Annotated in this window: 28 protein-coding genes and 1 riboswitch; of the genes, 12 read left to right on the forward strand and 16 right to left on the reverse strand. The window is 68.1% G+C overall.

Annotated features, from left to right (window positions below):
* Positions 1–9 precede the first annotated feature (9 nt).
* The 8 genes from EJP69_RS23300 to EJP69_RS23335 all read right to left on the reverse strand — a co-directional run bounded on the left by EJP69_RS23300 (position 10) and on the right by EJP69_RS23335 (position 8382).
* On the reverse strand, positions 10–1638 hold the full coding sequence (locus tag EJP69_RS23300; RefSeq protein WP_093205838.1) for a peptide chain release factor 3: 1629 nt from the start codon (positions 1636–1638) through the stop codon (positions 10–12).
* A gap of 80 nt (positions 1639–1718) precedes the next feature.
* Positions 1719–2333: a GNAT family N-acetyltransferase gene (locus EJP69_RS23305; RefSeq protein WP_093304622.1), complete on the reverse strand. Its 615-nt coding sequence runs from the start codon at positions 2331–2333 to the stop codon at positions 1719–1721.
* Positions 2330–3406: an alpha/beta fold hydrolase gene (locus EJP69_RS23310; protein WP_093304620.1), complete on the reverse strand. Its 1077-nt coding sequence runs from the start codon at positions 3404–3406 to the stop codon at positions 2330–2332. The genes EJP69_RS23305 and EJP69_RS23310 overlap by 4 nt, the downstream gene beginning before the upstream one ends.
* Positions 3403–3846 carry a hypothetical protein gene (locus EJP69_RS23315; RefSeq protein WP_093304618.1) on the reverse strand — a complete coding sequence of 148 codons (444 nt, stop codon included), beginning with the start codon at positions 3844–3846 and terminating at the stop codon, positions 3403–3405. The genes EJP69_RS23310 and EJP69_RS23315 overlap by 4 nt, the downstream gene beginning before the upstream one ends.
* A 51-nt stretch (positions 3847–3897) precedes the next feature.
* A complete protein-coding gene (locus EJP69_RS23320) occupies positions 3898–4818 on the reverse strand; it encodes an alpha/beta fold hydrolase (protein WP_093304616.1) in 921 nt (306 codons plus the stop codon).
* Between the two features lie 35 nt (positions 4819–4853).
* Positions 4854–5354 (reverse strand): TIGR01841 family phasin, encoded by a 501-nt coding sequence (gene phaP / locus EJP69_RS23325; RefSeq protein ID WP_093205828.1) that lies wholly within the window; start codon positions 5352–5354, stop codon positions 4854–4856.
* Between the two features lie 160 nt (positions 5355–5514).
* A complete protein-coding gene (locus EJP69_RS23330; protein ID WP_093304614.1) occupies positions 5515–6162 on the reverse strand; it encodes a single stranded DNA-binding domain-containing protein in 648 nt (215 codons plus the stop codon).
* 144 nt (positions 6163–6306) lie between these two features.
* On the reverse strand, positions 6307–8382 hold the full coding sequence (locus EJP69_RS23335) for a hypothetical protein (protein ID WP_126472661.1): 2076 nt from the start codon (positions 8380–8382) through the stop codon (positions 6307–6309).
* A gap of 178 nt (positions 8383–8560) precedes the next feature.
* Positions 8561–8629: riboswitch (S-adenosyl-L-homocysteine riboswitch) on the forward strand.
* Positions 8630–8696: 67 nt separating this feature from the next.
* Between EJP69_RS23335 and ahcY the strand changes: the two genes are divergently transcribed.
* From ahcY to EJP69_RS23355, 4 genes are all read left to right on the forward strand, one after another.
* Entirely contained in the window at positions 8697–10136 is a 1440-nt protein-coding gene (gene ahcY / locus EJP69_RS23340) for an adenosylhomocysteinase (protein WP_093205822.1), read from the forward strand.
* A gap of 29 nt (positions 10137–10165) precedes the next feature.
* The gene (locus EJP69_RS23345) at positions 10166–10951 is read left to right on the forward strand and encodes a TlyA family RNA methyltransferase (protein WP_126472662.1); all 786 of its coding nucleotides are present in this window, start codon (positions 10166–10168) and stop codon (positions 10949–10951) included.
* Between the two features lie 10 nt (positions 10952–10961).
* Positions 10962–11786, forward strand: coding sequence for a methylenetetrahydrofolate reductase [NAD(P)H] (metF, locus tag EJP69_RS23350; RefSeq protein ID WP_126472663.1), 825 nt, complete (start codon positions 10962–10964; stop codon positions 11784–11786).
* A 62-nt stretch (positions 11787–11848) separates the two neighbouring features.
* Positions 11849–12460, forward strand: coding sequence for a septal ring lytic transglycosylase RlpA family protein (locus tag EJP69_RS23355; protein WP_126472664.1), 612 nt, complete (start codon positions 11849–11851; stop codon positions 12458–12460).
* A gap of 9 nt (positions 12461–12469) precedes the next feature.
* Here EJP69_RS23355 and EJP69_RS23360 read toward each other — a convergent pair whose 3' ends face one another.
* Entirely contained in the window at positions 12470–13423 is a 954-nt protein-coding gene (locus EJP69_RS23360; RefSeq protein WP_126472665.1) for a 23S rRNA (adenine(2030)-N(6))-methyltransferase RlmJ, read from the reverse strand.
* Positions 13424–13620: 197 nt separating this feature from the next.
* Here EJP69_RS23360 and rplM point away from each other — a divergent pair, with 197 nt between their 5' ends.
* The 4 genes from rplM (at position 13621) to mdtD (ending at position 16524) form a co-directional block, all read left to right on the forward strand.
* Positions 13621–14052 (forward strand): 50S ribosomal protein L13, encoded by a 432-nt coding sequence (gene rplM, locus EJP69_RS23365; protein ID WP_093205810.1) that lies wholly within the window; start codon positions 13621–13623, stop codon positions 14050–14052.
* Between the two features lie 12 nt (positions 14053–14064).
* A complete protein-coding gene (gene rpsI / locus EJP69_RS23370) occupies positions 14065–14457 on the forward strand; it encodes a 30S ribosomal protein S9 (protein WP_093205808.1) in 393 nt (130 codons plus the stop codon).
* 183 nt (positions 14458–14640) lie between these two features.
* Complete coding sequence (gene erpA / locus EJP69_RS23375) at positions 14641–15006, forward strand: iron-sulfur cluster insertion protein ErpA (protein WP_007827949.1); 366 nt, start codon at positions 14641–14643, stop codon at positions 15004–15006.
* A gap of 90 nt (positions 15007–15096) precedes the next feature.
* Positions 15097–16524: a multidrug transporter subunit MdtD gene (gene mdtD, locus EJP69_RS23380; RefSeq protein ID WP_093205806.1), complete on the forward strand. Its 1428-nt coding sequence runs from the start codon at positions 15097–15099 to the stop codon at positions 16522–16524.
* A 1-nt stretch (position 16525) separates the two neighbouring features.
* Here mdtD and EJP69_RS23385 read toward each other — a convergent pair whose 3' ends face one another.
* Both EJP69_RS23385 and EJP69_RS23390 read right to left on the reverse strand, forming a co-directional pair.
* Positions 16526–17650, reverse strand: a complete 1125-nt coding sequence (locus tag EJP69_RS23385; protein ID WP_126472666.1) for an anhydro-N-acetylmuramic acid kinase — start codon at positions 17648–17650, stop codon at positions 16526–16528.
* Between the two features lie 37 nt (positions 17651–17687).
* Positions 17688–19034, reverse strand: coding sequence for a M23 family metallopeptidase (locus EJP69_RS23390; protein WP_126472667.1), 1347 nt, complete (start codon positions 19032–19034; stop codon positions 17688–17690).
* 185 nt (positions 19035–19219) lie between these two features.
* Here EJP69_RS23390 and tyrS point away from each other — a divergent pair, with 185 nt between their 5' ends.
* The gene (gene tyrS / locus EJP69_RS23395; RefSeq protein ID WP_093205800.1) at positions 19220–20428 is read left to right on the forward strand and encodes a tyrosine--tRNA ligase; all 1209 of its coding nucleotides are present in this window, start codon (positions 19220–19222) and stop codon (positions 20426–20428) included.
* Positions 20429–20463: 35 nt separating this feature from the next.
* On the opposite strand, the gene EJP69_RS23400 is transcribed toward tyrS, so the two are convergent.
* On the reverse strand, positions 20464–21084 hold the full coding sequence (locus EJP69_RS23400; protein ID WP_126472668.1) for an OmpA family protein: 621 nt from the start codon (positions 21082–21084) through the stop codon (positions 20464–20466).
* Positions 21085–21095: 11 nt separating this feature from the next.
* Complete coding sequence (locus EJP69_RS23405) at positions 21096–21632, reverse strand: FecR family protein (protein ID WP_126472669.1); 537 nt, start codon at positions 21630–21632, stop codon at positions 21096–21098.
* Positions 21633–21784: 152 nt separating this feature from the next.
* Here EJP69_RS23405 and EJP69_RS23410 point away from each other — a divergent pair, with 152 nt between their 5' ends.
* Entirely contained in the window at positions 21785–22702 is a 918-nt protein-coding gene (locus EJP69_RS23410) for a cation diffusion facilitator family transporter (RefSeq protein ID WP_126472670.1), read from the forward strand.
* Positions 22699–23142 (forward strand): D-aminoacyl-tRNA deacylase, encoded by a 444-nt coding sequence (dtd, locus tag EJP69_RS23415; RefSeq protein WP_126472671.1) that lies wholly within the window; start codon positions 22699–22701, stop codon positions 23140–23142. Before EJP69_RS23410 ends, dtd begins: the two co-directional genes overlap by 4 nt.
* Before the next feature lie 18 nt (positions 23143–23160).
* Here the strand turns inward: dtd and ybeY are convergent, their stop codons facing one another.
* Together ybeY and EJP69_RS23425 are read right to left on the reverse strand one after the other, a co-directional pair.
* Positions 23161–23628: an rRNA maturation RNase YbeY gene (gene ybeY / locus EJP69_RS23420; RefSeq protein WP_126472672.1), complete on the reverse strand. Its 468-nt coding sequence runs from the start codon at positions 23626–23628 to the stop codon at positions 23161–23163.
* Position 23629: 1 nt separating this feature from the next.
* Positions 23630–24586 carry a PhoH family protein gene (locus EJP69_RS23425; protein ID WP_176947543.1) on the reverse strand — a complete coding sequence of 319 codons (957 nt, stop codon included), beginning with the start codon at positions 24584–24586 and terminating at the stop codon, positions 23630–23632.
* Between the two features lie 20 nt (positions 24587–24606).
* On the opposite strand from EJP69_RS23425, the gene ruvA reads away from it, so the two are divergent.
* Positions 24607–25179, forward strand: a complete 573-nt coding sequence (gene ruvA / locus EJP69_RS23430; protein WP_093205790.1) for a Holliday junction branch migration protein RuvA — start codon at positions 24607–24609, stop codon at positions 25177–25179.
* A gap of 22 nt (positions 25180–25201) precedes the next feature.
* Here ruvA and EJP69_RS23435 read toward each other — a convergent pair whose 3' ends face one another.
* Entirely contained in the window at positions 25202–26197 is a 996-nt protein-coding gene (locus EJP69_RS23435) for a Bug family tripartite tricarboxylate transporter substrate binding protein (protein ID WP_126472673.1), read from the reverse strand.

Below are 26197 nucleotides of genomic sequence, written 5' to 3' on the forward strand. Positions count from 1 at the left end.
GGCGAATGCCTATCCCGCGCTCTGCAGCGCCAGCCCCGCATGCTCGCGCAGCGGATGGAAGTGGATCTTCGGAAAGCGCTCCTGCGCCAGCCGCACGTCGTACGGCGAGGTGCACAGGAAGGCCAGCGTGTCGGCCGCATCCTTCGCCATGCGCTGCGGGTACGCGTTGACGAACTCGCGCAGCTCGGCCGGCGTGTCGGCCGTGATCCAGCGCGCGCCGGTGTACTGGCAGCCCTCCAGCTTCACGTCGGCGTCGTACTCGGCCTTCAGGCGGTGCTGCACCACTTCGAACTGCAGCTGGCCGACCGCGCCCAGCAGCATCGGGCCGCCGATCTCGGGGCGGAACACCTGGATCGCGCCTTCCTCGCCGAGCTGGGCCAGGCCCTGCTGCAGCTGCTTGGTGCGCAGCGGGTTCTTCAGGATCACGGTCATGAAGAGTTCGGGAGCGAAGAAGGGCAGGCCGGTGAACTGCAGGCTCGCGCCGTCGGTGATGGTGTCGCCCAGCTGCACGCCGCCGTGCGTGGTGAAGCCCACGATGTCGCCCGCGTAGGCCTCTTCCACCGCCTCGCGGCGCTGGCTCATGAAGGTCACGACGCTGGTGGGGCGCAGTTCCTTGGCGGTGCGCTGCACCTTCAGCTTCATGCCCGGCGTGTACTTGCCCGAGGCCATGCGCACGAAGGCGATGCGGTCGCGGTGGTTGGCGTCCATGTTGGCCTGCACCTTGAAGACCACGCCCGCGAAGTCCTTGTCCTCGGGCTGGATCTCCTTGACCACCGGCTGGCGGTTGACCAGCGTGGTGCTGGTGCGCGAGCGCGGCGAGGGCGCCAGGTCGACCAGCGCGTCGAGCACTTCCATCACGCCGAAGTTGTTCACGCCGGAGCCGAAGAACACGGGCGTCTGCTTGCCGGCCAGGAAGGCCTCGCGGTCCCAGGCGGGCGATGCGCCGGTGGCGAGCTCCATGCTTTCCATGGCGGTCTCGAAGTCGGCGCCGAAGCGCTTGACCAGCGTGTCGCGCTCGGCGAGCGGGATGGTCTCGAAGTCCTGCGGCAGCCGCTCGCTGCCCGACTCGAACACCGTCATCGCCTGCGTGCGCAGGTTCATGATCCCGCGGAAGCTCTTGCCCTGGCCCACGGGCCAGGTCATGGGCACGCAGGGCATGCCCAGCTCGCGCTCCACCTCGTCGAGGATGTCCAGCGGCTCGCGCACTTCGCGGTCCATCTTGTTGACGAAGGTGATGATGGGCGTGTCGCGCTGGCGGCAGACCTCGATCAGCCGCCGCGTCTGCGCTTCCACGCCGTTGGCCGCGTCGATCACCATCAGCGCCGAGTCGACGGCGGTGAGCACGCGGTAGGTGTCTTCCGAGAAGTCCTTGTGGCCGGGCGTGTCGAGCAGGTTGATGACGTGGTCGCGGTAGACCATCTGCATCACCGACGAGGCCACGGAAATGCCGCGCTGCTTCTCGATTTCCATCCAGTCGGAGGTGGCATGGCGCGAGGCCTTGCGCGCCTTCACCGAGCCGGCGATCTGGATCGCGCCGGAGAAAAGCAGCAGCTTTTCGGTCAGCGTGGTCTTGCCGGCGTCAGGGTGGGAAATGATCGCGAAGGTGCGGCGGCGGCGGGTTTCGGCTACGAAAGACAAGGTGGGCAATCTGCGGGGGGAATCCGCGATTTTAAAAGGCCGGCGGTTTCCGCCCCCGCCGGCCCGTGCGAAGGGGCACTTCAGCCCCCGAGCGCCTCGCCCATCCCATACGCCCGCATCTGCGCCTCGAACCGCGCCACGTCCTGGCTCAGCACCACCAGGTCGTGCGTCAGCCCCTGGCGGTCCTTCACGTGCTTGCCCAGCAGCGCCTCGGGCTTGAAGCCCAGGGCCTGGAAGACGGCGATGGCGCCGCGCTGGTCGACGGTCATGCGGGCGACGAGCTTTTCCGCTCCGCGCTCGATGGCCAGCGCGCAGGCCTCGCGCGCGAGCTTGTGGCCCAGGCCGCTGCCTCGCAGCTCGGGTGCGGCGAGCACGCGAAGCTCGGCGACGTGGCTGGACCAGGAATGCGGATCGCGGATCACCGCCGCGCAGCCGAGCACCGCCTCGTCGCGCACCGCGAGCACGCTGTCGATGTCGCCGCGCTCGATGGCGCGCACCCAGGCGCTCATCACCTTGGGCTGGGTGATGTCGCGCGGCAAAAAGAGCAGGTCGTGCGCCGGCAAGGCCTGCGCGAAGGCGAGCACGGCGCCGGCGTCTTCCGCGCCCATGAGGCGCAGGACGATGCTGCCCTCGCTGCTCGTCACGGTGCGCGGGTAGGTCCGCGAGAAAGAGTCGGTCACGATGGTGATGCTCATGTCGATCGCACTCCAAGCCATTCGTCGAGTTTGGGCCACAGCCTGCGCACGGCGTTCGGGCCGGCGGCGAGGCTGACGTGGCCACCCTTGAGCACCACCTCTTCCTTGTCGGTGGAGCCTATGCCGGCGACGAGCGGCTGGCCGGCCTCGTACGGAACGATGTGGTCGTGCTGCGCGAGCGCGTGCAGCACCGGCACCTTGATGTTCTTCAGCTGCACCTTGCGCCCGCCGAGCACCAGTTCGCCCTTGAGCAGCTTGTTGCCCCACATCAGTTCCTTGACGGTCTGGCGGAAGTACTCGCCGGCCAGCGGCAGCATCTCGTTGCCCCAGCGGTCGAACATGCGGTACGACTTGACGAACTCGTCGTTGTCCATGTTGTCCCACAGCTGCACCATGCCGGCGCTCCGGCCCGCGGGGCGCAGCATGTCGAAGGAAGTGAAGAGCATCTCGGGCGGCACGTTGCCCACGGTGTCGATGAGCCGGTCGACATCGAAGTAGCGGCGGTCCGACCATGCGTGGAACAGCTTCATGCGGCTGAAGTCGACGGGCGTGGTGAAGAGCGCGAGGTTCTTCATCGGCCCGTCGGGGTGCAGCGCGGCGTACAGCGTGGAGAGCACGCCGCCCATGCAGTAGCCCACGAGCGTGATGTCTTCCTCGCCGGAGCGCTCCTGCACGTGCCGGATCGAGTCTGGGATGAAGTCGAGCACGTAGTCCTCGATGCGCAGGTACTTCTCCTGCGGGCGCGGCGCGTTCCAGTCCATCATGTAGACGTCGTAGCCGCGCAGCAGCAGGTGCTCGACCATGCTCTGGCCCGGCGCGAGGTCGAGGATGTAGCCGCGGTTGGTGGTCGCCATCACGATCAGCAGGGGCACGCGGTAGATCTCGTCGACCATCGGCCTGTAGTGGTACAGGCTCAGCGTGCCCCGGCGGTGGATTTCGTCCTTGGGCGTCTGGCCGACGGAGGGCGCGGTCGAGGCGAGGAAGTCCAGGCCCTTGATGTTGCGCTGGATCGCGCGCTCGATCTCGGCGGCGATGTCGGGCAGGGCGAAGGTGTCGTCTGCCGCTGCGGTCATGACGGGCGCTTTCCGGCGGGCTTGCGCGTACGGGCCGGTGCTGGGGGGGCTTTCGATGCCGTCGGCGCAGGCGCGGCCGCAGGTGGCTGGCGGGTGCGGCGCGGCCCCGGCGCTGCCTTGGCGGTCGCGGCGGAGGACGCGTTCCCGCCTTCCACCGCGCGGGCGATGCGCGCCAGGTGGTCGTCGATGCGCTGCAGCTGCTCGCCGAGCACCTGCAGGTCGGCGCGCGTGGGCAGGTTCAGCATCGTGAGGTAGCGCGCCATGAGGTCGCCCAGCGCATTCTGCGCGGTGAGCGAGGCGTTCATGCCGCCGTGCATGCCCTGGCGGAACGGGTCCGAGGCCATGGTTTCGTTGGCGAATTCGTTGGTGCTCTTTTCCCACTGGGCCGTGAGTTCGCGCCACATGGCCATCGGGTCGAGGGGAGAGAACTTGTTCGTCATGGCGGAAGCTCCCTTCTTGTCTGTCGCCTTGTTCCGTTCGTGCCTGCTGTCTCAGCTGCCCGCGTGCCGCGCCGTGTGCGCCGCGATGGCGTCGACGATCTGCGGCCACATCGGGATCGGCAGCGCGTGCCCCATGCCCGGGATGCGCAGCAGCTGCGCGCCCGGAATCGCATCGGCCACGTCCACGCCGCAGGCCACCGGCACCAGCGGATCGTCGTCGCCGTGGATCACCAGCGTCGGCACGCGCACTTCGCGCAGCGCGGGCTTGCGGTTGCCCGAGGCCAGAATGGCGGCGAGCTGCCGCGCCACGCCGGCCGGGTTGAGTCCGCGCAGAAAGACGAGCTGCGCCTTCTCGGCATCGCGCGCCTCGTCCAGCGGAAAGCTCGCCGGGCCGCGCAATATGCGCCACACCTTGGCGTGGTGCGCCTGGTAGGCATCGAAGGTGGTCGGCGCGGGCGAGAAGAGCACGGCCATCGCCTCGGGCGTCGGCGGCGGCAGGCCCGGCGCGCCGGTGCTCGACATGATGCTGGTGAACGACAGCATCCGCCGCGCGTGGTGGATGCACATCTCCTGCCCGATCGCGCCGCCCATCGAGGCGCCCACGACGTGGGCCCGCTCGATGCCCAGCGCGTCGAGCAGCCCGACGCAGTCGGCCGCCATGTCGCGCAGGTTGTAGGGCGTCCGCAGCGGCTGGCCGGCCATCGCCTGCACCATCAGCGCCTGGATGTCGGGCACGCCCAGCAGCGTGAGGTGCGTCGAGTGGCCGATGTCGCGGTTGTCGAAGCGGATCACGCGGTGCCCGCCGGCCTCGGCGAGCCGGGCGCAGAAGGCGTCGTCCCACGCCACCATCTGCGCGCCGAGGCCCATGACCAGGAGCAGCGGCGAGCCGGCCGGGTCGCCGAAGCTGTCCCAGGCCAGCTCGATGTCGTTGGCGCGCGAGCGCCGCTCCACGCGCGGCGCGACCGTGGTCATGCTTGCGGCTCCGGCTTGTTCCTGCCTGCGGGCTCTTACTTGCGCTGCAGCAGCTTCGTCACTTCGTCCACGTTGGCCTGGATGCGCTGGCGCACCACGTCGAAGGCGTCGGCCTGCGACTTGGCCGCGAGATTGGCCAGCTCCTTGATGTCGTCGATCGCGCGCTGGAACGACTGGCGGCCGAGCTCGTCGAGCTTGGCGAGGTTTTCCTTCGGGTCCTTGCCGGGCATTTCCTTGGCGGCGGCCTGCCACTCGGAAATGGCGCTCTTGATCATCTCTGTCTGCCGCGCCACGACGGTCTGCAGGCCCTGGTAGGACTTCTCGTTGGCCTGCATCAGCGCCGCCAGGTCCTTGCGGCCGCTCTCCAGCAGCTTGCCGGCGCCGCCGGTCAGGTTGAGGTTCTGCAGCCTGTCGGCCATGCCTTTCAGCGGATTGAGCATGTCCGCGGCGTTCGGTGCCGCCTTCTTCGCGCTGGAGGTGCTGCTGCTACTGCTGGCGGTGGTCTTCTTCGCGGCGGCTTTCTTGGCAGTGGCCATGGTGCGGAATCTCCTGTGACGTTGGACGTATGGATGGCGAGGACCAAGCCTGACGGCAAAAATCCCTCGCCACGATACGCCGCGCCGGAGCGCCGCAACGACAAAATTGCCTGCGGGATTTCCCTTGGATGCCCGCCGGGCCTCCCGCTCGCGGCCTCGCCTACATCGGCGGCGCGAAGCCGTTGCGCCCGGCCGTCACGCGCAGCGCCGTGGGCGTGCCGTTCTTCTCCTGCGCGTTGACCAGCACGCGGGCGCCGGGCACCAGCAGCGCATCGGTACCGGGACGGAAGGTGACCACCGGCACGTCGGGTGGCACGACGACGGTCTTCTCGCCGCCCTTGTAGGTCAGGTGCAGCTGCTGGCCGCCGCGCACCGACTTCGGCGCCGCGGCCAGGTCGGCGACGGTGGCGTTGGTCATGGTGCTCTGCGGCAGCAGGTCCCAGGGGCGATGGCCCTCGCCGGTGCCGCGCGCCGCCTCGGGAAAAACCACCACTTCGAGCGCCTTCTGCGTGCCGTCGGCCTGCGGCATGGCGGCGGTGCCGATGAAGCTGCCGCGCTTGATGTCGGAGAGCTTGATCGGATAGACCTCGGAGACGGCCAGGTCGGCAGGGCGGGCGAGCGAGACGACCTCGCCGCCGCGGTCCTGCACCACGAGGGTGCTGGCATCGACGCGAACGAGGGTGCCGCGGATGCGGACGGTTTCGGCGCTCTGGGCCGAGGCGACAGTCGGCAGGGCGGCTGTCAGGCAAAGGGCGGCAACGGCGGCGAGCAGGTGAGCCCTGGACGCGCTGGACGAAGGAATCGGCATGGTGGCTTTCGGGACGATGGGGCTGGCCAATGTACGTCCCGGCGGCGAAACGTGCAGGCGGCCGTCTTAGGCCTGAATGAGCAAGAAAAAAGGCCGCATGCCCCGCGACGCGGCATGCGGCCTTCCGGGCGGGCGCCCGCGGCTTCAGTCGATCAGGTCGATCTCCATCGCGCCGGCCGTGGCCGGGTTGCGCGAGCCGACCATCGCGAAGAGCTTGCTGCTCTGGCTGGCGAAGTGGTAGGCCGGGCCGGCGAAGGTGGCAGCGCGCATGTTGACGGGACCGTTCGTGCCCATGGTGCCCAGGCTCGCGCTGAGCGTGGCGCTGGTGCCGTCGGGCAGCGTCTGCGTGCGCGCGTAGCTGGAGGCGTCGACGGCCGTGCTGCCCCAGCTGCCGCTGGTGGCGCCGCCGCGCGCCGTGACGGTGGGCCATGTCGCGCGCTCCGGCAGGCCGATGCGGAACACAGACCTCGTGGGCGTGGACGGCACGATGCCGGCCGAGAGGTAGATGTTCTCGCTGCCGACGCGCGCGATCGCGAAGCTGCCGTTGTCCGACGGATTGGCCACGTTCACGATGCGCCAGGTGTCCACGGTCGTGCCGGCCGATACGGTGTAGGTCAGCACGGAGGCCGCGGGGCAGATGTCGATGCGGTAGACCACGTTGTCGTTGCACAGGTAGAGCACCGTACCGCCGCTGGCGATCTGGATCTGCGTGATCGACGAGTCGCCGGCGGTGGCCGTCAGGTTGATGCCCAGGCGGTTGTAGGTGCCGTCGAGCGCACTCTGCGTCTTCACCAGCGCGCGCGATGCCACGAAGGGCCGCACGGCATAGCTCTCCGGCGTGACCTGCGCGACCGCGAACGGGAACGAGCCGACCACCGTGTCCGTCGCGAAGCGGAAGCGCGCCGTGTTCGCCGTGCTCGTGATGCGGCTGCTCGCGAAGACGAAGCTGCCGGCCTCAGCCGTGTCCTCGGCGAAGCTGCCCGAGGCGACGGTGCCGGCGCCGTCGGTCATCTCGTAGCGCTTGCTGTCGAGGTTCAGGGCCAGCGTCTGCCGCGAGCCGTTGGTGGCGTAGACCTTGTAGCGGCCGTTGCGTGCATCGGGTGCGGCGCCGGTGTCGATCAGGTTGAGCTGGATGTAGCCCTGCGTGGCGGTGTTGCTGCGCGCGCCGACCAGTACCGAAAGCTCGCCGCCCTGCATCGCGAAGTATTTGCTCGCGCCGCTCATGTTGACGCCGCGGATGCCCAGGGGCTGGTTCGCGTAGGCGGTGCTGTCCACCGGCATCGTCAGCGTTCCGTAGGTGTCGTCCGTGCCGGTGGAGGTGCGCACCGAGCTTGCGGTGTCGATCAGGTTCGTGCCCCAGCTGCCCGTGGTCGACGAGCCGATGCCGCGCGTGGTCGGCCAGCTCGAAGACTCGGGCAGGGCGATGCGCATGAACTGCTGGGCCGGCGAGACGCTGACGCCCCCGCCGAGGTACACGTTCTGGCCGCCGATGCGCGCAACGCGGAAGTTGGCGACGTCGCTGCTGTTGGCAACGTTGGTGGCGACCCAGGCGTCGTCGGTGCCGGCCGTGACCGCGTAGGTGCGCTTCGAGGCGGCGGGGCAGAGGTCGATCTTGTAGATGATCGCGTCGTTGCAGAACTCCAGCACCGTGCCGCTGCCCGACAGGCGCATCGAGAGGATCGACGAGTCCTGCGCGCCGCCGGGGCTGCGCGTGACGCTGAAGCGGTTGTAGGTGCCGTCCAGCAGTGCCGCGGTGGTGACGAAATCGCGCGCTGCCACGAAGGGCTGCGCGGCGTACGCTGCGGGGCTCGAGTACGCGGTCTGGAACGGGAACGCGCCGACGAGGGCGTCGCTCGTCACCCGGAAGCGCGAGGTGTTGGCCGCGGTGGTGATGCGGCTGCTGGCGAACACGTAGGTGCCCGGCTCGGTGAAGTCCTCGGCGAAGGTGCCGGACTCGGGCACGCCGAGGTTGTCCGTCATCGTGTAGCTGCCGGCGTCGAAGTCGACCGAGAGCTGCTGCTGCGTGCCGTTGGCCGCGTAGACGCGGTAGCTGCCGTTGCGCACGTCGGGCGTGGCCAGGGTCTTGGTGGCCTGGGCTTCCGGCTTGGAGCTGCCGCCTGCCGACAGCGACAGGCCGCCGGAGCTGCCGCCGCCTCCTCCTCCGCAGGCCGCCAGCAGGGCGGCCATGCTCAGGCTTGCGAGATACCTTGTCATCCTCATGTGTTGTTCCCTCTTGTTTTCAGAACGGGCCCTGCAGCGAGCCGGCTGGCTCCTGAACCTGGCCCGGGGGAAATCGTAACCAGAGGTCAATGCAACGCCGAGGCTGGCGGATGTCAGCCGATGCCCGGCCGAATCCCGCAGCATTGGCGCGGACGGCCGCGGCGACTACAATCCGCCCCTCCGAGGAGCGTTGCAGCGCCGTCAGGCGTGAGGCTCGGACCACATATAGCAACGACGCTCACCCGCTGTTCTTGCGGTGAGCCTTTTTCCCCGTATCCGGCGGCATCTTTCAAACCAGTTTTGTTGGAGTTCCCATGAGCGCTGTTCTCAAGCCCACCCCCGTTTCGACCGCCGACCAGGCGATCGCCGACCTGTCCCTCGCCGCCTGGGGCCGCAAGGAAATCAGGATCGCCGAAACCGAGATGCCCGGCCTGATGGCCATCCGCGAGGAGTTCTCGAAGTCGCAGCCGCTGAAGGGCGCGCGCATCACCGGCTCGCTGCACATGACGATCCAGACGGCCGTGCTGATCGAGACGCTGCAGGCGCTGGGCGCGCAAGTGCGCTGGGCATCGTGCAACATCTTCTCGACGCAGGACCACGCCGCCGCAGCCATCGCCGCCGCCGGCACGCCGGTGTTCGCGATCAAGGGCGAGTCGCTGAAGGACTACTGGGACTACACCCACGCCATCTTCGACTTCGGTCCCAAGGACTCGAAGGGCGAAGGCCCGAACATGATCCTGGACGACGGCGGCGACGCCACGCTGCTGATGCACCTGGGCCAGCGCGCCGAGAAGGACCAGAGCGTGCTCGCGAACCCGACCAGCGAGGAAGAGCGCATCCTCTACGCCGCCATCAAGGCCAAGCTGGCTGTCGACGGCACCTGGTACACCCGCAAGTCGGCCGAGATCATCGGCGTGACCGAAGAAACCACCACCGGCGTGCACCGCCTGAACGAGATGTCCGCCAAGGGCACGCTGCTGTTCCGCGCGATCAACGTGAACGACTCGGTCACCAAGAGCAAGTTCGACAACCTGTACGGCTGCCGCGAGTCGCTGGTGGACGGCATCAAGCGCGCGACCGACGTGATGATCGCCGGCAAGGTGGCGCTGGTGGCCGGCTACGGCGACGTGGGCAAGGGCTCGGCGCAGGCACTGCGCGCGCTGTCGGCGCAGGTGTGGGTGACCGAGATCGACCCGATCAACGCGCTGCAGGCCGCCATGGAAGGCTACAAGGTCGTGACGATGGAATACGCCGCCGACAAGGCCGACATCTTCGTGACCACCACCGGCAATCGCGACGTGATCCGCCACGAGCACATGGCCGCCATGAAGGACCAGGCCATCGTCTGCAACATCGGCCACTTCGACAACGAGATCGACGTCGCTTCGATCGAGAAGTACGAGTGGGAAGAGATCAAGCCGCAGGTCGACCACATCAAGTTCCCCGACGGCAAGAAGATCATCCTGCTGGCCAAGGGCCGCCTCGTGAACCTGGGCTGCGGCACGGGCCACCCGAGCTTCGTGATGTCGTCGTCGTTCGCGAACCAGACCATCGCCCAGATCGAGCTGTTCACCAAGCCCGACGCCTACCAGGCCGGCAAGGTCTACGTGCTGCCCAAGCACCTCGACGAGAAGGTCGCGCGCCTGCACCTGAAGAAGGTCGGCGCCATGCTCACCGAGCTGACCGACACCCAGGCCGCCTACATCGGCGTGGACAAGAACGGTCCGTACAAGCCGGACACCTACCGCTACTGAGCGGGCAGGCAGGCGACAGGCAGCAGCGCGTGCGCGCCGATCAGTTGCTGGTGGAGCGCGGCCTGGCCGCGTCGCGTTCGCAGGCGGTGCGGCTCATTGCCGGCGGCCTGCGCTGGCGCGACGCGGGCACCAGCGACGCGTGGCGTTCCGTCGTCAAGAACAAGGACGACGTGCCCGAATCCGCCGAACTCGAACTTGTCGACGCGGCGGAGGCCCGGTACGTCTCGCGCGGCGGGCTCAAGCTCGAAGGCGCGCTGGCGGCGAGCGGCATCGACCCGGCCGGCAGGCTGTGCCTCGACGTGGGCCAGTCGACAGGCGGCTTCACCGACTGCCTGCTGCAGCGCGGCGCGGCGAAGGTGGTGGGCGTCGACGTCGGCCACGGGCAGCTGCATGCGAAGCTGCGCGAGGACGAGCGCGTGGTGCCCATCGAAGGCGTCAATGCGCGCGCGCTGTCGGCCGACGATCTCGGGGAAGAAGGCGAGTCGCGCTTCGACCTGATCGTGGGCGACCTGTCGTTCATCTCGCTCACGCTGGTGCTGCCGGCGGTCGTCGGATTCATGGCGGACGATGGGCGCCTGCTGATGCTGGTCAAGCCGCAGTTCGAGCTGCAGCCCGGCCAGGTCGGCAAGGGCGGCATCGTGCGCGACGAGTCGCTGTATGCGGTGGTCGAGAAGCGCCTGCGCGATGCCTGCGAGGCGCTCGGCCTGCGGGTGCTGCAATGGTTCGACAGCCCGATCGCCGGGGGCGACGGCAACCGTGAGTTTTTCATTCACGCCGTTCGCGTTGTTCACGCTGTTCACGCGAACGGTTCCTAAGGAGACGCAGGTGCGCCTTCCGTTGAGTTTCGAATTCTTCCCGACCAAGACGCCCGAAGGCGCGGTCAAGCTGCGCGCGGTGCGCCAGCAGCTGTATGCGCGCAAGCCGCAGTTCTGCTCGGTCACTTACGGCGCGGGCGGCTCCACGCACCAGGGCACCTTCGGTGCGGTGCAGGAGATCCTGTCCGAGGGCGTGGATGCCGCGAGCCACTTCTCGTGCATCGGCGCCACGCGCGCCACGGTGTGCGAGCAGCTCGCCGAGCTGAAGGCCATGGGCGTCAAGCGCCTCGTGGCGCTGCGCGGCGACCTGCCGAGCGGCTACGGCATCGGCGGCGAGTTCCAGTACGCGAGCGATCTGGTGGGCTTCATCCGCGAGGAGACGGGGCGCGACTTCCACATCGAGGTGGCCTGCTACCCCGAGATCCATCCGCAGGCCCGTTCGCCCGAGGCCGACCTGCAGGCCTTCGCCGCCAAGGTGAAGGCGGGCGCCGATTCGGCGATCACGCAGTACTTCTTCAGCCCCGAGGCCTACTTCCGCTTCGTCGACGACGTGCGCAAGCTGGGGCTCGACACGCCGATCGTGCCGGGCATCATGCCGATCACCAGCTCGACGCAGCTCATGCGTTTCTCGGACGCCTGCGGCGCCGAGATCCCGCGCTGGATCCGCCTGCGGCTGCAGAGCTTCGGCGACGACACGGCGTCGATCAAGGCCTTCGGCCTCGACGTGGTCACCGACCTGTGCGCGCGCCTGCAGGAAGGCGGCGCACCGGCGCTGCACTTCTACACGATGAACCAGTCGGCGGCCACGCTGGCTGTGCTGGAGCGCCTCGATTGAGAGGGCGCGCGGGGCTTCGGGCGGCGCTTGTCGCGGCGGCTTGCGTTCTCGCGGGATGCGCGATGCCGCCTGCGACCGACGCCGAAGGCAACGCGAAATTGCTGCCCCTGCCTCGCGCCATCGCGGTGCCCCCGGGCGCGGCCGCGCGCTCCAGCGTGCCGGCGGTGCGCTATGACCTCGCCGTCTCCGGTACCGGCGAGCAGGCCCCGGACGACGGCGTGCCCGACGATGGGCCGCGCGAGATCTTCGAGCGCGGCGGAGCCTCCTGGTACGGCATCCAGTTCCACCAGCGCAAGACCGCCAGCGGCGAGCGCTTCGACATGACCGCCATGACGGCGGCGCACAAGACCCTTCCGTTCAACACGCGCGTGTGCGTTCGCAGCCTCGTCAACGGCAGCGAGGTGCTGGTGCGCATCAACGACCGCGGTCCCTATGCGGCAGGCCGCATCATCGACCTGAGCCGCGCGGCGGCCGACCGGATCGGCCTCACGGGGCTGGGCATCAAGCAGGTGGCGCTGACGGTCGTCGACCGCGATGGCATGCGCTGCGGCGGCCTGTCGGTGGAAGCTGGCGATGCAGCTGCACCGGTGGCGTCGAGCGAGCCGCAGCAACGCGCGCGTGCATCGGTTCCGGCACGGCGCAAGGCGGTGGTGCCGCCGCGTCGCCGCAAGTAGGCGACGGCTTCAGCCGTCCGAATCGAGCGAGAACGCGGCGTTGCGGTCTTGCCCGAGTCGCTGCACCAGCTGCGGCAGCGCCGCCGCCAGCAGCGGCTTCAGCGTGTAGGGCGGATTGATCAGGAACATACCGCTGGCCGGCAGGCCGGGCCGGTGCGTTTCGCCTGAGGCCGCATCCTTCGTGATCTTGCTGGACTTGACCGTCAACGTGGCGTGCAGCCAGGGCTTGCCGGCCTTGGTTGCCATCGTCTTGAGCCGGCGCGGCAGGTCGTGCGCCTCGGGGCGCGGAATGATCGGATACCAGACCGCGTAGGTGCCGGTGGCGAAGCGCTTGAGCGCCTCGGCCATGAAGTCGAGCACGCGGCCGTAGTCGGTCTTCATCTCGTAGCTGGGGTCCATCAACACCAGCGCGCGGCGCGACGGCGGCGGCAGGAACTTGGTGGCGCTGCCGAAGCCGTCCTCGCGCAGGACGGCGATCTGGCGGCCAGCCTCGAGCTGGGCGATGTTGGCGTCCAGCGTGCGTGCGTCGGTGGGGTGCAGCTCGAACAGCTTGAGCTTGTCGTGGTCGCGCAGCAGGTGCTGCACGATGAACGGCGAGCCGGGATAGACGCGGGCGCCGCCCTTGGGATTGAAGTCCTGGACCACGCTCAGGTAGCGGGCGATGGCGTCGGCCAACGGGGCCTCGGCTTCGGATGCTACCTTTTTGGTAGCGGATTTCGCCGTGGGGGCAGGGGTAGCGGGATCTTTCTTGTCCGAAAGAAGGCGCAGGATGCCGTCGGCCGCCTCGCCGCTGGTGCCAGCGTAGTCGCCGTCGAGCCGGTAGAGGCCGGCGCCGGCATGGGTGTCTACGACCGTCAGGGCTGCTTCTTTTTCAAGCAGGTGGTCGAGCGTGGCAATCAGCACCGTGTGCTTGAGCACGTCGGCGTGGTTGCCGGCATGGAAGGCGTGGCGGTAACTGAACATAGGGGGAGGATGGTAACGGTGTTGGGGCCGGATACGGGTGAATTTGCCTGCCCAGGGCCATTCTTCGTATAATCGCGGGCTTCGCAGCGTTTTTGTGGCCCCGCGGCGAAGACTTCAAACCCACCTAAGAGATTCCCGCCAGAGGAACGCCGACCGTGGAAAAGGGCCCGCCAAACCCTCTTTTCAAGAGAAAACTCATGACCAAAACGTTCAGCGCCAAGCCCGCTGACGTGACGCACGAGTGGTTTGTGATTGACGCGACCGACAAGGTCCTCGGACGAGTAGCCAGCGAAGTTGCTCTCCGTTTGCGCGGCAAACACAAGGCCATTTACACGCCTCACGTCGATACCGGTGACTTCATCGTCATCATCAACGCATCGCAACTGCGCGTCACCGGCGCCAAGTCCATCGACAAGGTGTACTACCGTCATTCGGGCTACCCGGGCGGCATCACGGCGACCAACTTCCGCGACATGCAGAACAAGCACCCGGGCCGCGCCCTGGAAAAGGCTGTCAAGGGCATGCTGCCCAAGGGCCCGCTCGGTTACGCAATGATCAAGAAACTCAAGGTGTACGGTGGCGCTGAGCACCCGCATACCGCCCAACAGCCCAAAGTGCTGGAACTGTAAGGAGCCTTGAGAATGATTGGTGAATGGAACAATGGCACCGGCCGTCGCAAATCCAGCGTCGCCCGCGTGTTTCTGAAAAAGGGCTCGGGCAAGATCACGGTCAACGGCAAGGACATTCAAGAGTTCTTCGGCCGCGAAACCTCGATCATGATCGCGAAGCAACCCCTCGCGCTGACCAACAACCTCGAAACCTTCGACGTGATGGTCAACGTGCACGGCGGTGGCGAATCGGGTCAAGCCGGCGCTACGCGCCACGGCATCACCCGTGCGCTGATCGACTACGACGCAGCACTGAAGTCGGTGCTGAGCCAGGCTGGCTACGTCACGCGCGATGCACGTGAAGTCGAGCGTAAGAAGGTCGGTCTGCACTCCGCCCGTCGTCGCAAGCAGTTCAGCAAGCGCTGATCCGCTTATTGCGAGGAAGAAGCCGCCTTCGGGCGGCTTTTTCATTGGAACGCCCTTGGCGGTGGGCGCTCCGACCCCACTTGCAATGGGGTGCGCGCCTGTACCGGCCTGCCGAGATTGCGTCATTGCAGTAGGATTCGTTTCATTGGCCGCACATCCGGCCCCCCAAGGAGTTATCAGTCCATGAGCGCCGTAGCCGAAAACATCCAGACCCAGATGCCCGAGCCGATCGTCTTCACCGACAGCGCGGCAGCCAAGGTGGCCGACCTGATCGCCGAAGAAGGCAACCCCGACCTCAAGCTGCGCGTGTTCGTGCAGGGCGGTGGCTGCTCCGGCTTCCAGTACGGTTTCACCTTCGACGAAATCACCAACGAAGACGACACCACCATGACCAAGAACGGTGTGTCGCTGTTGATCGACGCCATGAGCTACCAGTACCTGGTCGGCGCCGAGATCGACTACAAGGAAGACCTGCAGGGCGCCCAGTTCGTGATCAAGAACCCGAACGCCACCAGCACCTGCGGTTGCGGATCGAGCTTCTCGGCCTGATCTCCCGCCGAATGCTGCTCACCCAGCCCCTCTGAAAAAGCCGCCTCCGGGCGGCTTTTTCGTTCCCGCCGTTTTCCCTGCCCTGCCCCCATGACATCCGAGGCCGAAGCCGCCGCCGCCAATCCCGTCCGCAAGAGCCTGCTGTGGCTGGTCGCCGTCGGCTTCTTCATGCAGACGCTCGACGCCACCATCATCAACACGGCCCTGCCGGCGATGGCCGCGAGCCTCGGCGAGAGCCCGCTGCGCATGCAGTCGGTGGTGGTGGCCTATGCGCTGACCATGGCGATGCTGATCCCCGCCTCGGGCTGGATCGCCGACCGCTTCGGCACGCGCCGCGTCTTCTTCTCGGCCATCGTGCTGTTCGCGCTGGGCTCGGTGCTGTGCGCGCTGTCGCACAGCCTGGGCCAGCTGGTGGCGGCGCGCGTGGTGCAGGGGCTCGGCGGGGCGCTACTGCTGCCCGTGGGGCGGCTGTCGCTGCTGCGCACGGTGCCGCGCGGGGAGTTCCTCCAGGCGATGAGCTTCGTGGCCATTCCGGGGCTCATAGGCCCCCTGCTGGGCCCCACGCTGGGCGGATGGCTGGTGCAGTACGCCTCCTGGCACTGGATCTTCCTGATCAACGTGCCCGTGGGGCTGGCCGGGTGCATCGCCACGCTCAGGTACATGCCCGACCTGCGCGGCGTGGTGCTCAAGCGCTTCGACAGCGTGGGCTACGCCCTGCTGGCCTTCGGCATGGTGGCGATTTCGCTCGCGCTGGACGGCGTGGGCCTGCGCCAGGGCGGCGTGATGGTCGTGCTGATCTTCGGCTTCGCCAGCATCGTCGCCTACTGGTTGCGCGCTGCGCGCACGCCCGAGCCGCTTTTCTCGCCGTCGCTCTTCCATGTGCCGACACTCAGCATCGGCCTGATCGGCAACCTGTTCTCCCGGCTGGGCAGCAGTTGCATGCCGTTCCTGGTGCCGTTGCTGCTGCAGGTGTCGATGGGCTACTCGCCGGTGCATGCCGGGCTGATGATGTTGCCGATCGCGCTGGCCGGCATGGCCATGAAGCGCTTCGCCACGCCGCTGATCACCCGCCATGGCTATCGCAGGGTGCTGGTGGTCAACACCATCCTCGTGGGCTGCACCATGGCGAGCTTCGGGCTCACGGCGCCTGGCCAGCCGATGGCGCTGCACCTGCTGCAGCTGCTGGCCTTCGGCGCGGTCAATTCGTTGCAGTTCACAGCCATGAATACCATCACGCTGAAGGACCTGGACGGCAGCATGGCCAGCAGCGGCAATAGCCTGCTGTCGATGGTGCAGATGCTGGCCATGAGCATGGGCGTGGCCGCCGCGGGCGCCGTGCTGGCAGGCTACAACGGCATCTTCGGCACGGATACGCCGGCACACACGCTGGATGCATTCCAGGCCACTTTTGCGAGCATGGGGCTCATCACGGTGGCTTCTGCTTTGATCTTCTGGCATCTGCCATCAGAGGTGCGCGCGCCGCACCCGGCGCAGCCGGAGGTTTCCGGCCAAGGCTGATTCAGGCCGGGTAGATCGCGCCGAGCACGCGTTCTCCGCGCGCACCGGTCACGCTGGCGAGATTGCCCGCCTCGCGACGGACGCTGGCGCGGGCAAGCCAGGCGAATGCCGCCGCCTCGACCTGCTGGGGCGGCAGGCCCTGATCGGTCGAGGCTGCGACCGTCACTCCGGGCAGCAGGGCGCGCAACCGGTCGAGCAGGTGGTCGTTCAGGGCGCCGCCGCCGCAGACGATCAGCAGCTTGCTATCTTTTCCATAGCTTTTGAGGTCCGCCGCGCATGCCTGAGCGGTCAGTTCGGCCAGGGTTGCCTGAACGTCCTCCGGCGCCATGGCCGTCGTGCCGAGTTGCGCAGCCAGCCAGGCCGGATTGAACAGGTCGCGCCCGGTGCTTTTCGGCGGCGTCCGCGCGAAGTACGGATCCGCCAGAAGCTGCGCGAGCAGGCCGGGCAGCACCTGTCCGCTGGCTGCCCATTGGCCGCCGCGGTCGAAGGGCTGGCCTTGATGGGCCTGGCACCAGTGGTCCATCAGCGCGTTGCCGGGGCCGCAGTCGAAGCCGAGCACGGAGGTATCGCCGGCCGTGTTCGTGGCCGGTAGCAGGCTCAGGTTGGAGATGCCGCCGATGTTCAGCACCGCGACCGTCTCGTCGGGTCGCGCGAACAAGGCCCTGTGGAAGGCTGGCACCAGCGGTGCGCCCTGGCCGCCGGCCGCGAGGTCGCGGCTGCGGAAATCCGCGACCACGTCGATGCCGGTCAGCTCGGCCAGCAGCGAGGGATTGTTGATCTGGAGCGTGTAGCCGACCTCGTCGAACTCGAGCGGCCGGTGGCGCACGGTCTGGCCGTGCGCGCCGATGGCGGTGACGGCGCGGGCGTCGGTGCCGCTGTCCGCGAGCAGTTGCTGGACCACGCCGGCATAGGCCCGAGCGAGCCCGTTGCCGGCAAGGGCTGCCCTGTGCAGTTCGTTGTCGCCGGGGGTGTTGAGTGCGAGCAGTTCCGCGCGCAGTGCCACGGGGAACGAGGCCGTGGCGTAGGAGCGCACCGCGATGCGGCCGCCCGAGAAGTCGGCGAGTACGCCGTCGACGCCGTCGAGCGAGGTGCCCGACATCAGGCCGATGAAGAGCTCGGCCGCCATGGCTGGATCGGTGGGAGGCCGCGCGGCGACGACGGAATCAGTCGGCGCTGGCCTGGATGACGGAGAAGGCCGCGGCCAGTTCGGTGCGCGCGCCAACGGCCACGCGTTCGAAGGCCGGACGCATGGCGGCGGTGATCGGTGCGCCGCCTTCCTGGGCGATGGAGGCTGGATCTTGATAGACGCCGCCAACGCGGAATTCGAAGTGCAGGTGCGGGCCGGTGGCCCAGCCGGTGGAGCCCACCGCGCCGACCGTCTGGCCCTGGCTCACGACCTGGCCGGCCTTGACGTCGATGCGGCTCAGGTGCGCGTACGCCGTCTGCTGGTTGTTGCGGTGATTGATGATGACGATGTTGCCGTAGCCGTTCTGCGTGCCGGCGAAATCGACCGTGCCGTCGCCGACCGAGCGCACCGAAGTGCCCGTGGGCGCCGCGTAGTCGATGCCGTTGTGCTGGCGCCAGCTGTTCAGGATCGGATGCATGCGCATCGCGAAGCCGCTGGACACGCGCGAGAACTCGACCGGCGTCGCCAGGTAGGCCTTGCGCAGGCTGTCGCCGTTCGGGCGGTAGTAGCTGCCCTTCTGGCCCGCGCCCGGGGGCTGGAACCAGACAGCCTGGTGGATCTTGCCGTTGTTCTCGAACTCGGCCGACAGCACGCGGCCGCTGCGCAGCGCCTGCCCGTCGGCTTCGAAGGTCTCGTACACCACGGCGAAGCGGTCGCCCTTGCGCAGGTTACGCACGTCGACGTCGCCCGCGAAGATGTCGGCCAGCTGGCTCGCCACCGCGTCGGGAATGCGCGAGTCGTCGGTGGCGGCGAACAGCGAGGTGCGGATGGTGCCGCTCGCCAGGCGCGTGCCCGGGGTGAGCGAATCGCGCTCGGTCACGCCGGCGAAGCCGGTGGGCGTGCGCTCGATGACGAAGCGCTTGAAGCCGCCGTCGCCGTCGGGAATCCAGCGCGCGCTGAGCTTCTTGAGCTGGTTTTCCTGCGTGGCCTCGGCCGTCACGGTGCGGCCGGCGCGAGAGAAGAGTGCATTGCGGGCCTCGACGCTGCCGCGCACGAAGGCGGTGGCGGCCGGGTCGGAGATGCCCAGGCGCTTCATCAGCGCGTCGGCGGTGTCGCTCGAGCGGGTGACGTCGGTGCGGAAGAGGGTGAAGCTGAAGTTCTCGAGCGATTCGCTCTGGTCGGCGAACGAGACGGGCGCCGTGGCTTCGAGGATCTGGTGGACCGGGAGGTCGGATGCGTCGGGGCCGAGAGAGGCCACCGCGAGGGTGCCGGCGCTCAGCAAGGCGGCCGCGATGACCGCGGTGATCTGCCTGGGGTACGTCCGGAATGTATAGGCCACGCGAGAAGCGAGTAGCTCCTCGGCGGCAAGAATGCCGTTGATCAAACTATGAATTCCAGCTCAGGTTCTGCAGGTCCGTGCTGCAAGGCCCAGTCACGTTCAGGGCGGCAGGAGACGGTGCGGAAAGAAGCGCCGCTTAGAATTCGGCGCTTGAAAAGTCGGGCTGAGTATAGCTTCGGCACCCCAAAAATCAGCCAAAAAAGCCCGTAAAGGCCGAATCTGTTACATCCATGAGCCTCTCGAATAGTGTAGGACGCGCGCTCGAAATCTCCCTCCGGGGCGCCGACGAGCTGCTGCCGCAGGACGAATGGGTGCGCAAGCTCCAGCGCTCCGAAGCGACCGGAACCCCCCTGCGGATCAAGCTGGGCCTGGACCCGACCGCGCCGGACATCCACGTCGGCCACACCGTCGTGCTCAACAAGATGCGCCAGCTTCAAGACCTGGGCCACCGGGTGATCTTCCTGATCGGCGACTTCACCACCACCATCGGCGACCCCTCCGGCCGCAACAGCACCCGCCCGCCGCTCACCCGCGAGCAGATCGAGGCCAACGCCCAGACCTACTACAAGCAGGCCAGCCTGGTGCTGGACCCCGAGAAGACCGAGATCCGCTACAACTCCGAATGGAGCGACCCCCTGGGCGCTCGCGGCATGATCCAGCTCGCCGCCAAGTACACGGTGGCCCGGATGATGGAGCGCGACGACTTCAACAAGCGCTTCAAGGCCGGCCAGTCGATCTCGGTCCACGAATTCCTCTACCCGCTGATGCAGGGCTACGACTCGGTCGCGCTGAAGAGCGACCTGGAACTGGGCGGCACCGACCAGAAGTTCAACCTGCTCGTCGGTCGCCATCTCCAGCAGGAATATGGCCAGGAGCCGCAGTGCATACTCACTATGCCGCTGCTGGAGGGCCTCGACGGCGTCGAGAAGATGTCGAAGAGCAAGAACAACTACATCGGCATCAGCGAAGACGCCAACACCATGTTCGCCAAGGTGCTGTCGATCTCCGACGACCTGATGTGGCGCTGGTACACGCTGCTGAGCTTCCAGTCGCTCGAGCAGATCGCGGCGCTGAAGGCCGAGGTCGAGGGCGGCCGCAACCCGAAGGACGCCAAGGTCGCGCTGGCCAAGGAAATCACCGCGCGCTTCCACAGCGCGGCGGCGGCGGACGCGGCCGAGCAGGATTTCATCAACCGCAGCAAGGGCGGCGTGCCCGACGAGATCCCGGAAGTGTCGCTGTCGGGCGCCCCGCTGGGCATTGCCCAGGTGCTCAAGCAGGCGAACCTCGCGCCCTCGACCTCGGAAGGCAACCGCCTGATCGACGGCGGCGGCGTGCGGATCGACTCCGCCGTGGTCAGCGACAAGGCGCTGAAGCTGCCCGCGGGCAGCTACGTGGTGCAGGTCGGCAAGCGCAAGTTCGCGCGCGTGACCCTGAGCTGAGCCGGGGGGGCCGGCTCGTCACCTGCTCGACCCGATCAGCGGACCTCGATAGTGACGCGCCGGTTGCGCGGCTCGTCCACCTCGTCGGCGGTCGGGATCGCCAGGTCGCGCTCGCCGCGGCCCACGGCCTCGATGCGGTTCGCCGGGAACTGGCGCTCGACGAAGAGCTGGGCCACTTCCTGCGCCCGGCGGCGCGACAGCTCGTCGTTCTGCTCGCCGCTGCCCTTGGTGTCGGTGTGGCCGGTGACCACGATGTCGCCGCCGCTGCGTGCCAGCGCCGCGGCCAGCGCCTCGGTCATGATCTGCTGCGACGCCGGTGTCAGCGTGGTGCCGCCGAGCTCGAAGTACACCGTGTAGCGCTGCGGCGGGGGCGGGCGCATGTCGAAGAGCGCCTTGTTCTCCGCCTGCACCTTGGCCGGATCGACGCTGTCGACCACCGGCGCGCCCTTGGCGCCGACCGCGGCCGTGGCGCGCTGGTAGGGCGTGGAAAGCACTTCCTCGCCGTCCTTGGCGCGCACCACCACTGCGGAGGGCTTGCCGTCGGCCTGCGGCAGGAGCACCACCCGCGTGCCGGGCGTCGAGCACGCGGCCAGCAGCGCTGCAGCCAGCGTGGCCGCGAAAAGGGAGGCGAGGCGGGAGGATCGGAGTTTCGGCATCTGCATCTTCATCATGGCTGGCCGTCGGCTTGCACGATGAAGTCGGTACCGCGGATGCCGATGGTGGCAGTCTGCGTCTCGACCCGGACCGCGTCGGGGTTGGTCTTGCCGATCAGGCCGGTGATCATGCGCATCGAGCCGCGCAGCAGCGAAAGAAGCATGCCGCCGTCGCGCGTGGTGCCGTCGAAGTGGAATTCCTTGAGATCGAGCCGGGAGGAAGGGCCGACCACCAGCGTCGTGTCGTCGCGCAGCACCACGGAGGCCGAGGAGTCGGGGCCGGTCACGATGCGATCGACTGCGCCCAGCGCGTCGCCCGGGTTGGCGGTGCGGGCGGCGCCGGCGCCGTTGAGCAGCTGCACGCTGCCGCGCACGGATTTCACGAAGCCGGCCTGGAGATCGGGTTTCGCGACTGGTGCGGCCGGTGCGGCTGCTGTTGCTGCGGGCGCGGGCGCCACAGCGGGAACTGCCGGCGGCGTCTGCGTCTGGGTCTGTGCCAGCGCGGCTCCCGCGATGGCGAGGCCGCCCAGGGCAGTCAGGAGATTTTTCATCGTCTGGCTCTCTGCGAAGAACTGTTGCGCAATGGTCGCAAATATTAATGCGAAGGCGTTACATATGGACACGAGGCCGATAATTCAGGCAGTTTCTGCGGCCTTTTACCGCTTTTCGCGTTGCTTCCTGCCCCTTTCCTGATGGCTTTTGCATGATGTTTACCCCTAAGACGCTGCTTCGCGTGTCGATCGGCGTGGCATTGATCACGATCGTGCTCAAGGGCCTGGCCGGCTACATGACGAACTCCATGGGCCTGATCTCGGACGCCATGGAGTCCTTCGTGAACCTGGCGAGCGCCATGTTCGCGCTCGCCATGGTGACCATCGCCGAGCGGCCCGCCGACGAAGACCACCCCTACGGCCACCACAAGGCAGAGTACTTCTCCTCGGGCTTCGAAGGCGTCCTGATCGTCGGCGCGGCCATCGCCATCCTCTGGGTCTCGGTGCAGCGTCTGCTGTCTCCCCAGCCGCTGGAGCAGCTGGGCTGGGGCCTGGCGTTGTCGGTGCTCAGTTCGGGCTTCAACGCCGGCCTGGCCTTCCTGCTCTTCCGTGCGGCGCGGGCCCACCGCTCCATCGCGCTGGAGGCCGACGGCCGCCACCTGATGGCCGACGTCTGGACTTCCGCCGCGGTGCTGGCCGGCATCCTCGGCGTGCTGCTCACCGGCTGGTTGTGGCTCGATCCGCTGCTGGCCATCGGCGTCGCGCTGAACATCGCGCGCGAGGGCGTCAAGCTGGTGTGGCGCTCGTCGCAGGGGCTGATGGACAAGGCCCTCGACCCCGAAACCATCGCCATCGTGCGTGCCACGCTGGAGGCCTTCGCCGCCCGCGTGCCCGACGGCGCCCGGCTGCGCTTCGACGACATGGCCACGCGCGGTGCCGGCCAGCGCCGCTTCGCCGACCTGCACATGCACGTACCCGGCGAATGGACCCTGCAGCACGCCGCGAGCATGCGCGACGAACTCGAGCAGGCGCTGATGGACGCCGTGCCCGGCCTGCGCGTCACGATCCAGCTCCTGCCCCTCACCATGGAAGCCCGCGCCACCCAGGCCGGCGAACATCACCCCCTATGAAAGCTGTTCTGCAACGCGTCGCGAATGCACGCGTCGACATTTCCGGCCGCACCGTCGGCGCCATCGACGCGGGCCTGCTCGTGCTGCTTTGCGCCGAGCGCGGCGACGTCGACGCGCTCGCCGACCGCATGCTCGCCAAGATCCTCAAGCTGCGCATCTTTGCCGACGAGGCCGGCAAGATGAACCGCAGCGTGCAGGACATCGGCGGCGGCCTGCTCGTGGTGAGCCAGTTCACGCTGGCGGCCGACGCGAGCGCCGGCAACCGCCCCAGCTTCACGCAGGCCGCGCCGCCCGACGAAGGACGGCGCCTCTACGAATACTTCGTGGCGCAGGCCCGCACCGCGCATCCGGTGGTGGCCACCGGCGAATTCGGCGCCGACATGCAGGTGCACCTGCTGAACGACGGACCCGTCACGATCCCGCTGCAGATGACGGCCTAGCGGCGGCCGGCTGCCCGGCTACTTGCCGTACGGGCTGCGGATGCCCAGCCCCGCGAGGATCTCGATCTCGTACGCCTCCATCTCGTCGGCGTCGGCCTCGCTGGTCTCGTGGTCCCAGCCCTGCGCGTGCAGCGTGCCGTGCACCAGCAGGTGCGCGTAGTGGTCGGCCAGCGTCTTGCGGTTTTCCTTCGCCTCGCGCGCGACCACCGGCGCGCACAGCACCAGGTCGGCCATCACGACCGGGCCCTGCGCATAGTCGAAGGTCAGCACGTTGGTCGCATAGTCCTTGCCGCGGAACTCGCGGTTCAGGCGCTGGCCTTCCTCGGCATCGACGATGCGCACCGTGATCTCGCCGTCGATGTCGAGCGCATGGCGGATCCAGCGCGTCACGCCGTGGCGCGGCAGCGCGGCGCGATGGCGCTCCACGCCCTTGAAGCGGCCGAACTGCAGCGAGAGCGAAAGCGCCGGGAGCTTCGATGCGGCCATCTCAGTGGCTCCCCGCGCGCTTGCGATGGCCGTCGTAGGCATCGACGATCTTCGCCACCAGCGGGTGGCGCACCACGTCCGCGCTCGTGAAGTGCGTCATGGCGATGCCGTTCACGCGCTTGAGCACGCGCTCGGCATCGATCAGGCCGCTGAGCTGGTTCTTCGGCAGGTCGATCTGGCTCACGTCGCCCGTCACCACCGCGCGCGCGCCGAAGCCGATGCGCGTGAGGAACATCTTCATCTGCTCCGGCGTGGTGTTCTGCGCCTCGTCGAGGATCACGAAGGCGTTGTTCAGCGTGCGCCCGCGCATGAAGGCCAGCGGCGCGATCTCCAGCGCGTTGCGCTCGAAGGCCTTCTGCACCTTCTCGAAGCCCATCAGGTCGTAGAGCGCGTCGTACAGCGGGCGCAGGTACGGGTCGACCTTCTGCGTCAGGTCACCGGGCAGGAAGCCCAGCCGCTCTCCGGCTTCGACGGCCGGCCGCGTCAGCACGATGCGCTGCACGGCGGCGCGCTCCAGTGCATCGACCGCGCAGGCCACCGCGAGATACGTCTTGCCGGTACCGGCCGGGCCTATGCCGAAGGTGATGTCGTGCTTGGCGATGTTGTCCAGGTAGATCGCCTGCGTGGGCGTGCGCGGCCGCAGGTCGCCGCGGCGGGTGACGAGCATCGCCACGTCCTCGTCGCCGTCGATCATTCCGCCGTCGCCGGCCAGCGTGAGCTGCACCACCGCCGCGTCGATGGGCCGCTGCGCGATCTCGTAGAGCGCCTGCAGCACGTCCATCGCGCGCTGCGCGGCGGCCTTGTGCCCGTCGACCTTGAACTGCTCGTGGCGGTGCGCGATCTTCACGTCCAGCGCCTCCTCGATGCGGCGCAGGTGGGCGTCCAGCGGGCCGCACAGGTGGCTGAGGCGCGAATTGTTCAGTGGGGTAAAGGTGTGTCGCAGAATCACGCCGGACATTTCAAGGAAAAAGGGCACCCATGATAGGCAAACTGACCGGCACCCTGGCTGAGCGCAATCCGCCGCAGGTGGTCGTGGACTGCAACGGCGTCGGCTACGAGGTCGACGTGCCGATGAGCACGTTCTACAACCTGCCGAACGTCGGCACCAAGGTTTCGCTGCTAACGCACTTCGTCGTGCGCGAGGACGCGCAGATTCTCTACGGCTTCGGCACCGCCGAGGAGCGCGCGGCCTTCCGCCAGCTCATCAAGATCACCGGCGTGGGCCCGCGCACCGCGCTGGGCCTGCTCTCGGGCATGAGCGTGGGCGAGCTCTCGCAGGCGATCACCACGCAGGAGCTGGGCCGGCTCGTGAAGATCCCGGGCATCGGCAAGAAGACGGCCGAGCGGCTGCTGCTGGAGCTCAAGGGCAAGCTTGGCGCCGACATCGGCCTGCCGGCGCACGCCGCCTCCGACGCGCAGGCCGACATCCTGCAGGCGCTGGTCGCGCTGGGCTACAGCGACAAGGAGGCCGCGCTCGCGCTCAAGGCGCTGCCGAAGGACGCGACGGTGAGCGAGGGCATCAAGATGGCGCTGAAGTCGCTCGCCAAGTAGGCCTCGGCCAGCGGGCGGCTGCTCACTCGAGCGTCAGCCCGATGTCCTTCACCAGCACGCTCCAGTCGTGCAGGTCCTTCTGCATCGTCGCGGCGAACTGCTCGGGCGTGTTCTGCGGCAGGTCGGTGAAGTTGAGTTCGCGCAGGCGCTGCACCACGGCCGGGTCCTTCAGCACCTGGTTCACGGCGATGTTGAGCTTCTTCACGATGGCCGGCGGCGTCTTCGCGGGCGCCAGCACGCCGTACCACGAGTAGTTGGTGAAGGGGTAACCGGCCTCGGTCATCGTCGGCACATCGGGCAGCATCGGGATGCGCGATGGCCCGCTGTTGGCCAGCGCCTTCAGCCGCCCGGCGCGTACCAGCTCCACCGTGGACGACATGTCGGCGAACGCAGCGTCCACCTGGCCGCCCATCAGGTCCTGCACGCAGGGGCCGCTCCCCTTGTAGGGCACGTGCGTCATCGCAAGGCCCGCCTGCTTCTTGAGGCTTTCCATCGCGAGGTGGCCGCCCGAGCCGTTGCCCCACGAGCAGTAGTTGAGCTTGTCGGGGCGCGCCTTGGCATAGGCGACGAATTCCTTGAGCGTCTTCACCGGCAGGTCCTGCCGCACCAGCAGCAGGTTGCCGCCGCGCCCGATCTGCGCCACCGGCGCGAAGTCCTTCACCGGGTCGTAGGGCAGCTTCCTGTAGAGGCTGGGGTTCACCACCATCGCCGCGGCGTAGGTGAACAGCAGCTTGTAGCCGTCGGGCGTGGCGCGCGCTGCGAGTTCGGTGCCGAGGATGCCGTTGGCGCCGGGGCGGTTGTCGATGATGAAGGGCTGCTTCAGCTGCTTGGAGAGCGCGTCCGCGATCAGTCGCGAGATGGTGTCGGTGCCGCCCGCGGCTGCCGTGGGCACGATCAGCGTCACCGGCTTGTCGGGGTAGGCATCGGCGCCTTGCGCGTGGACGGCCGTCACCGCCCAGGCCGCGAGCGCGCCCAGCGCAAACGCACGCAGGTGGCGCCGGAGGAGTGTGGTTCTCAT

The sequence above is a fragment of the Variovorax gossypii genome (genome assembly GCF_003965815.1).
Classification (GTDB): Bacteria; Pseudomonadota; Gammaproteobacteria; order Burkholderiales; family Burkholderiaceae_C; genus Variovorax; species Variovorax gossypii.

What these genes read in the sequence shown, in the direction of transcription:
- rplM (WP_093205810.1), top strand. Translation starts at nt 13,621, where the DNA reads ATGACCAAAACGTTCAGCGCCAAGCCCGCTGACGTGACGCACGAGTGG.
- EJP69_RS23425 (WP_176947543.1), bottom strand. Translation starts at nt 24,586, where the DNA reads ATGTCCGGCGTGATTCTGCGACACACCTTTACCCCACTGAACAATTCG.
- phaP (WP_093205828.1), bottom strand. Translation starts at nt 5,354, where the DNA reads ATGGCCACTGCCAAGAAAGCCGCCGCGAAGAAGACCACCGCCAGCAGT.
- tyrS (WP_093205800.1), top strand. Translation starts at nt 19,220, where the DNA reads ATGAGCCTCTCGAATAGTGTAGGACGCGCGCTCGAAATCTCCCTCCGG.
- EJP69_RS23310 (WP_093304620.1), bottom strand. Translation starts at nt 3,406, where the DNA reads ATGACCGCAGCGGCAGACGACACCTTCGCCCTGCCCGACATCGCCGCC.
- EJP69_RS23435 (WP_126472673.1), bottom strand. Translation starts at nt 26,197, where the DNA reads ATGAGAACCACACTCCTCCGGCGCCACCTGCGTGCGTTTGCGCTGGGC.
- ruvA (WP_093205790.1), top strand. Translation starts at nt 24,607, where the DNA reads ATGATAGGCAAACTGACCGGCACCCTGGCTGAGCGCAATCCGCCGCAG.
- EJP69_RS23410 (WP_126472670.1), top strand. Translation starts at nt 21,785, where the DNA reads ATGATGTTTACCCCTAAGACGCTGCTTCGCGTGTCGATCGGCGTGGCA.
- rpsI (WP_093205808.1), top strand. Translation starts at nt 14,065, where the DNA reads ATGATTGGTGAATGGAACAATGGCACCGGCCGTCGCAAATCCAGCGTC.
- ybeY (WP_126472672.1), bottom strand. Translation starts at nt 23,628, where the DNA reads ATGGCCGCATCGAAGCTCCCGGCGCTTTCGCTCTCGCTGCAGTTCGGC.
- EJP69_RS23405 (WP_126472669.1), bottom strand. Translation starts at nt 21,632, where the DNA reads ATGAAAAATCTCCTGACTGCCCTGGGCGGCCTCGCCATCGCGGGAGCC.
- EJP69_RS23320 (WP_093304616.1), bottom strand. Translation starts at nt 4,818, where the DNA reads ATGACCACGGTCGCGCCGCGCGTGGAGCGGCGCTCGCGCGCCAACGAC.
- erpA (WP_007827949.1), top strand. Translation starts at nt 14,641, where the DNA reads ATGAGCGCCGTAGCCGAAAACATCCAGACCCAGATGCCCGAGCCGATC.
- EJP69_RS23330 (WP_093304614.1), bottom strand. Translation starts at nt 6,162, where the DNA reads ATGCCGATTCCTTCGTCCAGCGCGTCCAGGGCTCACCTGCTCGCCGCC.
- EJP69_RS23360 (WP_126472665.1), bottom strand. Translation starts at nt 13,423, where the DNA reads ATGTTCAGTTACCGCCACGCCTTCCATGCCGGCAACCACGCCGACGTG.
- EJP69_RS23355 (WP_126472664.1), top strand. Translation starts at nt 11,849, where the DNA reads ATGCCGCCTGCGACCGACGCCGAAGGCAACGCGAAATTGCTGCCCCTG.
- mdtD (WP_093205806.1), top strand. Translation starts at nt 15,097, where the DNA reads ATGACATCCGAGGCCGAAGCCGCCGCCGCCAATCCCGTCCGCAAGAGC.
- EJP69_RS23385 (WP_126472666.1), bottom strand. Translation starts at nt 17,650, where the DNA reads ATGGCGGCCGAGCTCTTCATCGGCCTGATGTCGGGCACCTCGCTCGAC.
- EJP69_RS23305 (WP_093304622.1), bottom strand. Translation starts at nt 2,333, where the DNA reads ATGAGCATCACCATCGTGACCGACTCTTTCTCGCGGACCTACCCGCGC.
- EJP69_RS23400 (WP_126472668.1), bottom strand. Translation starts at nt 21,084, where the DNA reads ATGCCGAAACTCCGATCCTCCCGCCTCGCCTCCCTTTTCGCGGCCACG.
- ahcY (WP_093205822.1), top strand. Translation starts at nt 8,697, where the DNA reads ATGAGCGCTGTTCTCAAGCCCACCCCCGTTTCGACCGCCGACCAGGCG.
- EJP69_RS23315 (WP_093304618.1), bottom strand. Translation starts at nt 3,846, where the DNA reads ATGACGAACAAGTTCTCTCCCCTCGACCCGATGGCCATGTGGCGCGAA.
- dtd (WP_126472671.1), top strand. Translation starts at nt 22,699, where the DNA reads ATGAAAGCTGTTCTGCAACGCGTCGCGAATGCACGCGTCGACATTTCC.
- EJP69_RS23335 (WP_126472661.1), bottom strand. Translation starts at nt 8,382, where the DNA reads ATGAGGATGACAAGGTATCTCGCAAGCCTGAGCATGGCCGCCCTGCTG.